Source organism: Streptomyces sp. CC53, assembly GCF_001865245.1.
Taxonomy (GTDB): domain Bacteria; phylum Actinomycetota; class Actinomycetes; order Streptomycetales; family Streptomycetaceae; genus Streptomyces.
Genome location: NZ_MKXB01000151.1, coordinates 38,730 through 51,851, shown reverse-complemented (window position 1 = coordinate 51,851; position 13,122 = coordinate 38,730). Strand labels below are relative to the sequence as shown.

The following is a 13,122-nucleotide window of genomic DNA, read 5'->3' as shown; positions in this document are numbered from 1 at the left end:
GCGAACCGGACCACCACACCCACCCTCACGTCTCCGCACCCCGAGAGGTTCACCGCCACCACGGCCCCGCACGCGTGCGTTCCTCCGGTCGCGGCGGCGGGTACCCGCGCGGCACGCGACTGCCGGCCTCTCGTCGCGCCGCTGCCTCCCGGATGCCGGCCTCATCGGGCACGCCGGCTTCTGGCGGCTCGGGCTCGCGGCCCGCGGCCTGGCCGGCCTCCCCCGGCTCGTGGCCACGCCGCCGGCCCAGGGCTCGGGGTCCGGCCGGCGCCTGGCGGCGTGCCGCCTGGAGGGCGCTGGAACGCTTCAGCCTCCTGCCGCTCGGGCGTGCCGACGGCCCACCGGTGCTGCCCGGCACCGGTGCTGCCCGGCACCGAGCGGCTTGCCCGCTGCCGGGCACCGGACAGTTCGGCTGCCGCCTGCGCCCCGGTTGTCTGCCGGTTGCCGCCTGCCCCAGGGGCCGTACGTCCGTCTGCGGCCGGGGCACCCGGAACCTGCTGCTGCCCGTCGGCGAGCCTGACAGTCCGCCGCCCCCGGGCCGGGGCGTTTCGGCGCCTGCCCCTCCCTGCGCGTCATGGGGCGGGGCCACCGCCCCGGGCCCGGTGCACCCGGGACGGCGTCCGCCCGAGACGCGCCCTCGGGTGGACCCGGCTCACGCAGGTGCCTCCTCCCTGCGCGGCAGCTCCGCCGCCGGCACGTGCTCGAAGACGCCGTGTCCGTCCCCGGTGCGCGTCAGCAGGTACGCCTGTGCCTCGCCGACATGGAAGTACATCCCGTGGAGTTCCAGGGAACCCTCGGCCACCCTCCGCGCCACACACTCGTGGGTCATCAGATGGTCCAACTGCTGCACCACGTTGTTCAGGCACAGCTGCTCCACCGCGTCCGCCGGGCGTCGCCCGGACAGCCGCACCCGGCCGGGATCGCCGCTCCCCATGCGCTCCAGGCTCGGCAGCCCGTGCCTCAGCCAGCGGGACAGCGGGGTGGAGGTTTCCTGACGGCCGGCCGGGGCGCCCGCACCGGGCCGCGTCACGGGTCCGGCGGGCGGCGGGTTCGTCAGCAGGGCCTGCATGGCCCCGCATCCACTGTGCCCGCACACGGTGACGGACCGGACGCGGAGCACCTCCACGGCGTACTCGATCGCTGCGGCCACCGAGTCGTCGCCGCTCTCCTCACCGGGCAGCGGAACCAGATTGCCGACGTTGCGCACGGTGAACAGGTCGCCCGGCCCGCTCGACGTGATCATGCTGGTCACGAGCCGTGAGTCGGCGCAGGTCAGGAAGAGCTGCGACGGCCGCTGCCCGTCGCGGGCGAGCCGCGCCAGCTCGTCCCGTACGAGAGGAGCGGTGTTCCGCTGGAAGGAGCTCAGGCCGCTCGCGAGCTGATGCCCCGTCGTACGGGACGGCTCCGCGGGATGGTCGCCGCAGTGGTGGTTGCGCCACGGCGTCCAGGGGCGGCAGCAGCTGTTCCTGCCGGTCGACGGTTCGGCGATGCGGCTCCCCGAACGGCCGGTCAGCCGCACCCGGCCCCCGTGCGCCACATGGGACATCTGCCAGTCCTGGAGCGTGTCGTAGGCGGCGTGGTCCATGAAGGAGCCGTCCAGCTCGACGACCACGTCGGCGTCGCCCGGGATCTGGTGGAGGGCGCGGCTCAGCCGCGGGACGGCGAGGAAGGTCAACTGGCCGCGCACCCGCACGTGCTCGGTGCCGCCGTGCCGTTCCCGGGTGATCCGTGTCCTGGCGAGCCGGTGCAGGGACACGCCAGTGGCGACGACGATGCCGAGGGCCACGCCCTGCAGGATCCCGATCAGGACCACGCCGAGGACCGTCGTCGCGTACACGAGGGCTTCGCGGTGCCGGGTGACGCTGCGGATGTGCGTGATGCTGACCATCTGGATGCCGATGACCATGACGAGGGCGGCCAGGGCAGGAAGGGGGATCAGGTCGATCACGGGTACGAGGACCAGGGCGGCGAGCACCACCCACACGCCGTGCAGGATCGTGGAGTTCCTGCTCACCGCGCCCGCCGTCACATTGGCCACGCTCCGCACCGCGACGCCGGCCACGGGGAGGCCGCCCAGCGCGCCGGACGCGATGTTGGCCGCCCCGAGTCCGGCCAGTTCGCGGTCGAGGTTCGCGCGGGGCACCCGGGTCGAGGGGTTCTTGCGCGCCGCCACCAGCTTGTCGATGGCCAGCGCGGAGAGCAGCGACTGCACGCTGGTCACCAGCATGATGGTGAGCACCCCCGCGGCGAGACCGAGCACGGGTCCCTCGGGGAGTCCGGGCAGGGCGTGACTGCTCCACGACGGAAGATCGACACGGGGCACGTCCAGGCCGGCCGCGAAGGCGAACAGGCTGGCCACCGCCACCGCCGTGAGCGCGGCGGGCGCCTTGCGCGCGATCCTCCCACCGCGTCCGGGCAGCCGCGGCCAGAGCAGCAGCACGATGATGGTGAGCGCGCTGACCGAGAGGGCGGCCGGATGGACGGCAGCCAACTGCTGCGGCAGTTCGACGAGGTTGTCGACGACGGAACTCTGCGGTGTGCCTCCCAGGACGATGTGCAGCTGCGCCAGGGCGATGGTCACGCCGATGCCGGCCAGCATGCCGTGCACGATGGCCGGCGACACGGCGAGCGCCGTACGGGCGACCCGCAGGGAGGCCAGTCCGAGCTGGGCGAGACCGGCGAGCACGGTGATGGCGCAGGTCGTGCGCCATCCGTAACGCTGGATGAGTTCGGCCGTCACCACGGTCAGTCCGGCCGCCGGCCCGCTCACCTGCAGGGGTGCGCCACCGAGCCGACCCACGACGATGCCGCCCACGGCGGCCGCCACGAGTCCGGCCTGGAGCGGGGCTCCGGTGGCCAGGGCGATGCCCAGGGACAGTGGCAGCGCGATCAGGAAGACCGCGATCGAGGCCGAGACGTCGGCACCGGCGATGCGAAACCTCCGGCCCGGGGGCGGGGGGCTGTGCTCCCGCGGTCGATGTGAGGTGTCCGGCGCGCGGCTGCCCGCCGGCTCCGATGAGGAGGACGGAGCGGGCGGGTCTGCTGCGTTCGTGTGCGGGGGCATACAGGACGTCATGGCTGCCGTCTCCTCGAAAGTGCGGTTGCCGGAAAGGTGAGGCGGTCGGCTTGCAGGGGCGTTGCTCACGGCGTACGGGCTCGACGCCACCCGGGCAGGGGCCCGGGCGAGACCGGGCAAGGGCAGAACGCCGGCGGATGCCGTCAGGCGTCAACTAATCGGTCTGCCAACTCTCAGTAAACGAATCGTAATGCAGAGTAAAGACGCTGGCATGACATTCCGCGCAAATGGTGCATCCGTTCACCCGTAAAGGTGATTAGTCGTCTTATCTCGGCCCGGCATGCCTCCTGCCCTGCCCCCGTGATGCGACGTTGGCGGCCCGATCACAGGCACCTGAAGCACGGAAGGGCGGGTCGATGACGGCCGTCAGGAACACGATTACGGCCGGTGCTGTCGCAGCAGCGCTGGTCGGAGGGCTTGCCGGATGCGCGGACGCGGGCGATGCGCGGCAGGCCGAGGGCGCTGCGGGGGCCAAGCGGGTCGCCGAGCCGCCGAAGAACGCCGTGCGTCTCATCGGGGACGGCTCGACGTCGTTCACCGGGCCGCAGCCCGGGCTGACACCGCCGAAGCGGATGAAGCCGGGCGAGCGGCCGCCCCAGTTCGTGGTCTTCTCGTGGGACGGAGCAGGGGAGGACAGCCAGAAACTCTTCTCCCATTTCCGGAGCGTCGCCAAGAAGTACGGCGCCACCATGACGTACTTCCTCAGCGGCGTCTACCTGCTGCCTGAGGACAAGGCTTCCCTGTACCGCCCTCCGGGTCACGCCCCCGGCAGCTCCGACATCGGCTTCAACGACGCCGAGGGCATCCGCGACACCGTGCGGGAGCTCCGCGGTGCCTGGCTCGAGGGCAACGAGATCGGCACCCACTTCAACGGCCACTTCTGTGGCCCGGGGCGGGGCGTGGGCACGTGGTCGGTGGAGGACTGGAAGAGCGAGATCGCCCAGGCCAAGTCCTTCGTGAAGAACTGGAAGACCAACTCCGGACTGACAGCGGAGAAGCCCCTGCCGTTCGACTACGACAAGGAGCTGATCGGCGCGCGTACTCCCTGCCTGGAAGGCCGCAAGAACTTCGTGCGGGCCGCCGCGGAGCTGGGGTGGCGCTACGACACCAGCGGGGTCAACGACCAGGTCTGGCCCAAGCGGAAGGAAGGCCTCTGGGACCTTTCGATGCAGCTCGTCCCTGTCCCGGGGCGTGACTTCCAGACCCTGTCCATGGACTACAACTTCATGGTCAACCAGTCGGGCACCACCAAGGGCGACCCGTCGATGCACCGCTTCTGGGGGAACCAGATGCGCGACGGACTCATCCAGGCGTTCAACCGTTCCTACCAGGGCAACCGGGCCCCGCTGATCATCGGCAACCACTTCGAGTCGTGGAACGGCGGCACGTACATGCGTGCCATCGAAGAAACGATTGCTCACATGTGTGTGCAGTCCGAGGTGCGCTGTGTGTCCTTCCGGCAACTCGCCGACTGGCTCGATGCCCAGGACCCCGCCGTGCTGGCGAAGCTCCAGAGCCTGAAGGTCGGTCAGGCCCCGCCCGACGGCTGGGCGCGCTTCCTCGCTGCGAGGCCCGACGCGCCGGCCACCTCCTCCACGGCGGGGGCCGGCCCCCGGAAGCCGGCTGCCGCAGTGGGACAGGCCAGCTGAACCAGGCGCCCCTGTGGAGGAGTGGCTGGTGCCGCGAGCCCGCCCGGCCCGCCCCGGGCTGATCGGGCGGACCCGAACCTCCACTCCTCCGGGGCCCGCGGTCCGATCCGGACCGTACGCCGAGGCTCTTGCACCGGACCGTGATCCCCTCAGGCGAGGCAGCTACCGCGGGCACGGGCCCAGGCGGTGCGGCGGCAGTACCGCGGGCGGGGACGGGCATTGACGGGTGACGGCTGAGGGTGCCGGCGGCGCGGGGAAGATGCGTGCCCTGGCGGCGGTTGCCCGTCGGCGCGGGGGCGGGCCGGAACGCTGCCATGCGGCGGCTGTCCGTGCGGATGATCGGGTCAGCACCAGGCGTGCTGGGGCACCGGCTCACGCAACACGAAGTCGGGGTCGACCTGCTCGGCGAGATCCACCCCCGCCTTCGCACTGCCCCAGCTCCGCGCGTTCCTGAGGTGGAAGTGGACCATCTGTCGCGTGTAGCGCTCCCAGTCGCGGTGCTTGTACGCCGCGTCCGCCGCGGCCTTCAGCTCGCTGAGCGCTGTACGTACCTCCTCCTCCAGTGCGGCGAAGGGTGCAGGACGGCCCTTCTCGGCCGAACGCACCCAGCCGGAGTGGGCCACCGTCGCCAGCAGGTCGTCGCCCACCTCGGCGCGCAGGAAATCCACGTCGTCCTGCCCCTGGACCTTGTTGCCCACCACCTTCAAGGCGACCCCGAAGTCCTGCGCGTACGCCTTGTACTGGCGGTAGACGGACACACCCTTGCGGGTCGGCTCCGCGACCAGGAACGTCATGTCGAAGCGGGTGAAGAGCCCCGACGCGAACGAGTCGGACCCCGCTGTCATGTCGACGACCACGTACTCCCCGGCGCCGTCCACCAAGTGGTTCAGATACAGCTCCACCGCCCCGACCTTCGAGTGGTAGCACGCCACCCCCAGGTCCGCCTCGGTGAAGGTCCCCGTCACCATGAGCGTGACTGCGCCGGGGTCGAGTGTGACCGGCCGACCGCATGCCGCGTGGACGGCGTTGTCCTCGTGGACCCTCAGCAGCCGGGAACCCGCGCCCGGCGGAGTCGTTTTGATCATGGCGTCGGCCGAGGAGATCCGAGGGTTGGCGCCCCGCAGGTAGTCCTTGATCAGTGGTAGGTGGCCGCCCATCGAAGGAAGGGACGCCGCCTCGTCCTCGTCGAGGCCGAGAGCGGTGCCGAGATGCTGGTTGATGTCCGCGTCGATCGCGACCACGGGGTCTCCGGTGGCCGCGAGATGGCGGATGAAGAGGGAGGACAGCGTCGTCTTGCCACTCCCGCCCTTCCCCACGAAAGCGATCTTCATGCTCACCTAGGGTAGTGGTTCGCGTGCCTCAGGTTGCCGAACCGTATGAGGAAGGCCACTCAGGGGTGAGGGCGGGTGGCGCGGGCGCGTAGCCTCGCTACCTATGAGTACGCATGCCGCTGACCCGCTGGCCGCCCTGGGGGCGCTTCCGGGGGTGCCCGACACCGTGGAGTCCGTCCGCAAGGCCGTCGATCGGGTGTACGGGCACCGAGTGATGCGCCGCCGTAGCAACGAGGTCTCTTCGGAGGCGGCCCTGCGTGCGGCGCGCGCGTCGGCGGCGCTCTCCGGAGCCGACTGGGCCCTGGAGGAAGTGCGGCGGAGGAGCGACTTCGGCGCCGGCCCGGAGGCGCGTGCGGTCGGCGCCGCGTTGAGGCTTACCGCCGAGGCCGGGCAGTTGCTGTCCGTTTGGCGGCAGTCGCCGCTGCGCGTGCTGGCCCGGCTGCACCTGGTCGCGGTCGGCGACGCAGGTGACTCGGTCGGACGGCCGCGGCAGGAAGGCGAGACCGTCGACGAACCGCTGATCGAGGCGCCGTTGCCCGGTGCGGACGAGGTCAACGGCAGGCTCGACGGCTTGTCGGCACTCGTCGTCGCGGGCAGCGCCGCTCCCGCTCTGGTGGTGGCCGCCGTGGTGCACGGCGAACTGCTGGCGCTGCGGCCCTTCACCTCAGGGAACGGTCTGGTGGCGCGGACGGCCGAGCGCATCGTGCTGATCGGCAGTGGACTGGACCCCAAGGCGGTCTGCCCGGCCGAGGTCGGTCACGCGGAGCTGGGGCGCGCGGCCTACGTGGCGGCCTTCGAGGACTACTGCTCCGGCACGCCCGAAGGGATGGCCCGCTGGATCGCGCACTGCGGACGCGCCGTCGAACTGGGCGTCCGCGAGTCGACGGCCGTCTGTGAAGCGTTGCAGCGCGGCGCCGCCTGACCTCTCATCGAGCCCCGCCCGCCGGCCTGCCAGGGTTGGTGGCCGGGGCGACATCCCTTGACGCTCATGGGGAAAAGGGCTGCTCACGAGCCCGTACAGGGTTGCGGCGGTACCGGATCCGGTACCGCCGCTGGCACGTCCGCCGAGTTACCATGCGTCCTCGAAATGTACCCATCAGGCGGGGAACTTGGCCCTACGCCTGGTGCGGCTGGCCCGTAATCGACGGGTCGACGTCGCGTGGGTACTCGGCTTCCGTGTTGTTCGGTCCGTGGGGCCTTCTTGCTCAACAGGAGATCCTCTCGGATGCCCTAGGTCTCGCGGGCCGTACCTCCTTTGTACCTCCGCGCGCGGGACGGGGAAAGTCCTGGTCCGACTTCTTTACTTTTCGCCGTCACATCGGGACAACCCGGACGCTCGCCCTGCGGGTCGTCGCTGCGTTCGCGGCCGCAACGTGCCGACGCCGACTGGCGTACCAGACGAGGCCGGCTGCGGCAGCCGCCCCCACGGCTGCCGCCGCGATCAGGGTGGGTCGCGGCGGCAGAGAGAACGAGGACAGTCGCTGCTTCAGTCGTACCGGGCGGGTGAAGACGAGAATCGGCCATTCCCGGGTGATCGCCTCCCGCCGGAGTGCACGGTCCGGATTGACCGCGTGCGGATGTCCCACCGCCTCCAGCATCGGGACGTCCGTGATGGAGTCGCTGTACGCGTAGCAGCGCGCCAGGTCGTACCCCTCGCTCTCCGCGAGCTCGCGGACGGCCTCCGCCTTGGTCGGGCCGTACGCGTAGTACTCCACCTCGCCGGTGTAACAGCCGTCGTCACCGACGACCATCCGTGTGGCCACGACCCGGTCGGCTCCCAGAAGCTCTCCGATCGGTTCCACCACCTCGGCCCCCGACGTGGAGACGATGACCACGTCCCGGCCTGCGGCATGGTGCTCTTCGATGAGCGACGCCGCCTCGTCGTAGATGATCGGGTCGATCAGCTCGTGCAGGGTTTCCGCGACCAGCTCCTTGACCTGTTGGACGTTCCAGCCCTTGCAGAGCGCCGAGAGGTAGGTGCGCATCCGCTCCATCTGGTCGTGGTCGGCAGCGCCGGCGAGGAAGACGAACTGCGTGTAGGCCGTGCGCAGCGCGGCGCGGCGGCTGATCAGCCCGCCTTGGTAGAAGGACTTGCTGAAGGTCAGTGCCGAGGACTTGGCAATGACCGTCTTGTCCAGGTCGAAGAAGGCCGCTGTGCGAGGCGAGGAGTGGTTTTCCACGAACCCGAGCATAGGTGCCGCCATTCGGTGTACGCCGGGGCCTGTGGGTTTGCTTGAGAAGGCTCTCGGGTACACCATTGAAGTCACGGATCGTTCGCGACCGTGCTAACCCGGACCGGCTCCTCCCCCCCCGAGTCGGCCGGAGAGACGACCCCCGCTCTCCCCCCCGGCGGGGGTCGTCGCATGTCCGGACGCGTTTCCGCTGGCCCAGGCGGCTTGATGCGCGCATCGCCACCCCTTCCCCCTGTGGAGGCGCGGGTGGTGACCCCTCCCGCGATTCATTACTCAGCGTAGCTGAAAGGCTGCGTAGTGGAAGTCGCCGGTATGGGTGAGCGGGATATTCACAAGCGGGCGGTTGTCCACAGTTTCTGACCAAGATCCACTCGATTTCCGGAACCCCGCCACCGTGATTCCGAACGGCCGGACCGCGGCGCCGGAAACGCAGATCTCCCGACGCGGCCCGGACGGGTGGAGGTGGCGCGAACGCGCGCCGAATGACTCGTGGACGAGCCGTGTCCGCCCGCTTACAACGCGTACGCGGAAGGCACGGCGGGCGGAAGAAAGGGGGCGGACCCGTGGTGGCACCCATCACCACCGGGCGGACACCGACTGCGGAAGGGCAGCGGCCCGCACCGCTGATCGTGAGCGACGACCCGGTACTCCTCGACGACCTGCTCAGACTGTGCGCGGCCGCCGGCGCGCACCCCGACGTCCATCCCGCTCCCCCGTGCGGGAGAGCGGCCTGGGACGCGGCGCCGCTGGTTCTGGTCGGCGCCGACGCCGCGGTGCGCTGCCGCGATGTCGCCCGCAGGCGCGGAATCCTGCTCATCGGCAGGGACCAGGATGATCCGGACGTCTGGCGGCGCGCCGTCGAGATCGGCGCCGAGGACGTGCTGTGCCTGCCCGACGCGGAAACCCGGCTCGTCGACCGGATCGCGGACGTGGCCGAAGGCGTCGGGAGGCAGGCCCTGACCGTGGGAGTGCTCGGCGGACGCGGTGGGGCAGGCGCGTCGACGCTCGCCTGCGCCCTGGCCGTCGGAGCGGCACGGACCAGCCGGCGAACGGTTCTGGTGGACGCCGATCCGCTCGGCGGGGGCCTCGACGTCCTTCTGGGCGGCGAGCAGGCGGACGGGATGAGATGGCCGGATCTCGCCGCCTCCACAGGCCGTGTCGCCGGTACGGCTCTTGAGGAGTCACTGCCTCTGCTGCACGGTGTGCGCCTCCTGAGCTGGGACCGCGGGCAGTCGGTGGCGTTGCCCCCCGAAGCAGTCCGCTCCGTGCTCGCGGCGGCCCGACGACGCGGCGGCATCGTGGTCGTCGACCTGCCTCGGCGCACCGATGACGCCACCGTCGAAGCGCTGGCCCAGATGGACTTGGGGCTGCTCGTGGTGCCCGGCGAGCTCAGAGCCGTCGCGGCCGCCCGGCGCGTTGCCGAGACCGCGGCCATGGTGCTGGGGGACCTGCGCCTCCTCACCCGAGGCCCCTACACGGCAGGCGTCGACCCCGAGTGGATGGCCCACGTGCTCGGGCTGCCGCTCGCCGGCGAAGTGCCTGAGGAACCTCGTCTGCCGGTCGCACTGGACGAGGGCCTGCCGCCGGGAGGCGCGGCCTCCGGCCCGCTCGGGCGGTTCTGTGCCGCCTTCTGGCAGCGTGCCCTCGTCGGGAGCGGTGCCTCATGACCGCCGCGCTCCTCGAAGCAGTACGGCAGACCTTGGCGGAGAGCGGCACGGAGCCCACCCCTGCGGGGGTTGCCGCGGCCTTGCGGGCGCAGGGCAGGCTGCTCGGCGATGCCCAGGTCCTGGGCGTCACCCGGCAACTGCGGGGCGAGCTCGTGGGGGCCGGCCCGCTGGAGCCCCTCCTGGCCGACCCCGCGGTGACAGATGTCCTCGTGTCGGCCCCCGATCGGGTCTGGGTCGACCGGGGTGACGGCCTGGAGCTGTCCGCTGTCACGTTTCCGGACGCGGCCGCCGTACGCCGCCTTGCCCAGCGGCTCGCCGCGGTGGCGGGACGGCGGCTGGACGACGCCCGGCCCTGGGCCGATGCCCGGCTCCCGGACGGCACGCGCATGCACGCGGTGCTGCCCCCGGTGGCCGTCGGCTGCACCTGCCTGTCGCTGCGCGTCGTACGGCCCCGGGCCTTCTCCCTCGACGAACTCACCGCGGCGGGCACTGTGCCACCCGGCGGCGACCGCATCCTGCGTGCACTCGTCGAAGCGCGGGTGTCGTACCTGGTGAGTGGTGGGACCGGCTCAGGCAAGACGACCTTGCTGTCGAGCCTCCTGGGCCTTGTGGGGCCGCGGGAGCGGATCGTCCTCGCGGAGGATTCGGCAGAACTGCGGCCGGACCACCCTCACGTGGTACGGCTCGAAGCCCGCCCCCCGAACCAGGAGGGCGCGGGCCGCGTCACCCTGCGGGACCTGGTGTGCCAGGCGCTGCGGATGCGCCCGGACCGGCTCGTCGTCGGAGAGGTGAGGGGCCTCGAAGTAACCGAACTTCTGGCCGCGCTCAACACGGGCCACGAAGGCGGCTGCGGGACCGTGCACGCCAACACCGCGGCCGACGTGCCCGCCCGGCTGGAGGCCCTCGGAACGGCGGCGGGTCTCGACCGGGCGGCCCTGCACAGCCAGCTCGCAGCAGGTCTCACCGCCGTGCTGCACATGGTGCGGGGTCCCCACGGGGTGCGCCGGGTGTCCGAAGTCCACGTCCTGGAGCGGCGCGGCGACGGCCTTGTGGCCACGGTGCCCGCGCTGTGCTGGGCACCCCGGGGCTTCGTCCGGGAGGCCGGCTGGGAACGTCTGCGCGACCTCCTCGGGGGTGCGCCGTGGTGACCGGGCAGCCGTGGTACGCGGCAGCGCTTTGTGCGGGCGCAGCGGCCTGGTTCTGCGCGGGCGGCAGCGCACATCGGCGGCACCTCGTGCTGCCCGGGGGAGGCGTGTCCGTGGCGGCGCGGGGCCGGACGCGGTGGCGTGGGGCGGTCAGGCGATGGCCCGCGCTCGGCCCGAGGCTGCGGGCGCGTGCCCGGCCCGAGTGGTTGTGTCTGGCCGCGGCGCTGGTGCTCGCCGTACTGGGTGAGTCGCCGCTGCCGCTCGTCGCCGGGGTGGTCGCGGTTCCCCTGGTGGGCCGGCAGCTGCGGGCGAGGGCACGGCGACGGGACCGCGTCCGGCGGGAGGAAGCGGTGATCGACCTGTGCGGGGTGGTCGCGGCGGAGCTTCGTGCCGGTTCCCAGCCCGGCCAGGCACTTCGGTTCGCGGTGGACGCCACGGGAGCGCTGGGCGCTGACGAAGCCGCTGTGCTGGCTGCCGCGCGCTTCGGTGGGGATGTGGCCGAGGCGCTCCGTGTGGCGGCGCGTGCGGACGGCGCCGAAGGGCTGGCAGGGCTGGCCGCTTGCTGGCAGGTGGCTGTGGACGGTGGCGCGGGACTGGCCACCGGGCTCGACCGGGTGGAGTCGGCGCTGCGTGACCGGCGCGATCAGCGGGAGCGGCTGCGCGCCCACCTGTCGGGTTCGTGGACGACCGTCGTGCTTCTGGCGGTGCTGCCGCTGGTCGGTCTCGTCATGGGGGCGGCTTTGGGTGCAGAGCCGCTGCGGGTACTCCTCCACACGCCCGCCGGCCTCGCCTGCCTGCTGCTCGGAGGGGCTCTGGAGGCCGTGGGGCTCTGGTGGGCCGGTCGGATCGTACGGGCGGGTGAGGGGCCTTGAGTGGCGACCTTTTCCACGGCCTGTGGACAGCGGCCGTGTGTACGGCGGCGGTGTGGGCCGTTCGGGCACTGGGCGAGACGCGACGGAGAAACCGTGCACGGTCGCGCCTTGGAGGACGCACCGCCGCCGACCGGGCGGGCCCCCAGCGCGGCCGGAAGCTGCCGGCTCTGCCCGCTCTGCCGGCGGGCACCCGCCGGTGGGTGCCCGCGGTGGCGGGCGCGCTCCTGGGCTGGGCGATGGTCGGGTGGCCTGTCGGATGGGCGGTCGGGGCCGCCGCGGGCTATGGCCTGGGCAGATGGCGGCGGCTCCCCCGCCCCGGCTCCGCGGGGGGCGGTGCGGCCGAGGGGCTGCCGCTCGCAGCCGACCTCCTGGCGGCGTGCCTGTCCGCAGGAGCCGGACCCCGCGAGGCAGCCGAGGCGGTGGGCGGGTCCTTGGGGGGCCCGGTCGGCGGGCGGCTGAGGTGGACGGCGGCGGAACTGGCCCTGGGCGGGGACCCGGCAGAGGCATGGGGCCGGCTCGGCGAGGTGCCGGGGGCGCAGCCGCTGGCCCGCTGCCTCGAACGGGCCTCCGCGTCAGGAGCCCCGGCCGCGGTCCCCGTCGCACGGCTGGCAGCCGGACTGCGGGCCGACGGGGCGAGAGCCGCAGCAGCGCGGGCCCAGCGCGCCCAGGTGCTGATCACCGCGCCCGTCGGGCTCTGCTTCCTTCCGGCCTTCCTGGCCGTGGGCGTGGCGCCCGTCGTCATCGGACTGGCGGCCCGGCTCCTGTGAGCGGCGGACCTGACGGCACGCACACGGACGGCATGTACACGGACGACACGAACGCAACCGTACGAGAAGAGGAGGCCGCCATGTGGCGGTGCGTGAGGAACTGGACCGGGACCGCCTGGGAGGCGATGCGGACGGCCGCCCGCCGTGATGCGGGCATGAACACCGCCGAGTACGCCATGGGCACGATCGCTGCATGCGCCTTCGCAGCGGTCCTGTACAAGGTCGTCACGAGCGACGCCGTGTCCTCCGGGGTGCAGGCCGTCATCGGGAGGGCACTCGATGCGCCGTTCTGACGGCGGAGACGGGGACGGGAGCCGCTGCGGGCGGGCACGGAGGCCGGGGAAGCCAGCGCCGGTGCTCCTGCCACGGGCACGCGGCGCGGCCCCCCGGCCGCGGGGACCGGCCGACCGCGGGTCCGTGACG

10 protein-coding genes are annotated in these 13,122 nt (G+C 72.3%); 7 read left to right on the top strand and 3 right to left on the bottom strand.

What is annotated here, in order from left to right:
• Positions 1-652 precede the first annotated feature (652 nt).
• A complete protein-coding gene (locus BJP40_RS16575) occupies positions 653-3,076 on the bottom strand; it encodes a bifunctional SulP family inorganic anion transporter/carbonic anhydrase (RefSeq protein ID WP_071281022.1) in 2,424 nt (807 codons plus the stop codon).
• Between the two features lie 356 nt (positions 3,077-3,432).
• Here BJP40_RS16575 and BJP40_RS16570 point away from each other — a divergent pair, with 356 nt between their 5' ends.
• Positions 3,433-4,725, top strand: coding sequence for a hypothetical protein (locus BJP40_RS16570; protein WP_071281021.1), 1,293 nt, complete (start codon positions 3,433-3,435; stop codon positions 4,723-4,725).
• A 344-nt stretch (positions 4,726-5,069) separates the two neighbouring features.
• On the opposite strand, the gene BJP40_RS16565 is transcribed toward BJP40_RS16570, so the two are convergent.
• Positions 5,070-6,056: an ATP-binding protein gene (locus tag BJP40_RS16565; protein ID WP_071281020.1), complete on the bottom strand. Its 987-nt coding sequence runs from the start codon at positions 6,054-6,056 to the stop codon at positions 5,070-5,072.
• 103 nt (positions 6,057-6,159) lie between these two features.
• On the opposite strand from BJP40_RS16565, the gene BJP40_RS16560 reads away from it, so the two are divergent.
• A complete protein-coding gene (locus tag BJP40_RS16560; protein WP_071281019.1) occupies positions 6,160-6,978 on the top strand; it encodes a Fic family protein in 819 nt (272 codons plus the stop codon).
• Between the two features lie 391 nt (positions 6,979-7,369).
• On the opposite strand, the gene BJP40_RS16555 is transcribed toward BJP40_RS16560, so the two are convergent.
• Complete coding sequence (locus BJP40_RS16555) at positions 7,370-8,248, bottom strand: HAD family phosphatase (RefSeq protein ID WP_071281018.1); 879 nt, start codon at positions 8,246-8,248, stop codon at positions 7,370-7,372.
• 563 nt (positions 8,249-8,811) lie between these two features.
• On the opposite strand from BJP40_RS16555, the gene ssd reads away from it, so the two are divergent.
• From ssd to BJP40_RS16530, 5 genes are all read left to right on the top strand, one after another.
• Complete coding sequence (ssd, locus tag BJP40_RS16550; RefSeq protein WP_071281017.1) at positions 8,812-9,915, top strand: septum site-determining protein Ssd; 1,104 nt, start codon at positions 8,812-8,814, stop codon at positions 9,913-9,915.
• The gene (locus BJP40_RS16545; RefSeq protein ID WP_071281016.1) at positions 9,912-11,063 is read left to right on the top strand and encodes a TadA family conjugal transfer-associated ATPase; all 1,152 of its coding nucleotides are present in this window, start codon (positions 9,912-9,914) and stop codon (positions 11,061-11,063) included. Before ssd ends, BJP40_RS16545 begins: the two co-directional genes overlap by 4 nt.
• Complete coding sequence (locus BJP40_RS16540) at positions 11,057-11,932, top strand: type II secretion system F family protein (RefSeq protein WP_079171232.1); 876 nt, start codon at positions 11,057-11,059, stop codon at positions 11,930-11,932. Before BJP40_RS16545 ends, BJP40_RS16540 begins: the two co-directional genes overlap by 7 nt.
• A 209-nt stretch (positions 11,933-12,141) precedes the next feature.
• Positions 12,142-12,699, top strand: a complete 558-nt coding sequence (locus BJP40_RS16535) for a type II secretion system F family protein (protein WP_371258646.1) — start codon at positions 12,142-12,144, stop codon at positions 12,697-12,699.
• 125 nt (positions 12,700-12,824) lie between these two features.
• Positions 12,825-12,992, top strand: a complete 168-nt coding sequence (locus tag BJP40_RS16530; protein ID WP_226962894.1) for a DUF4244 domain-containing protein — start codon at positions 12,825-12,827, stop codon at positions 12,990-12,992.
• Positions 12,993-13,122: the final 130 nt, after the last annotated feature.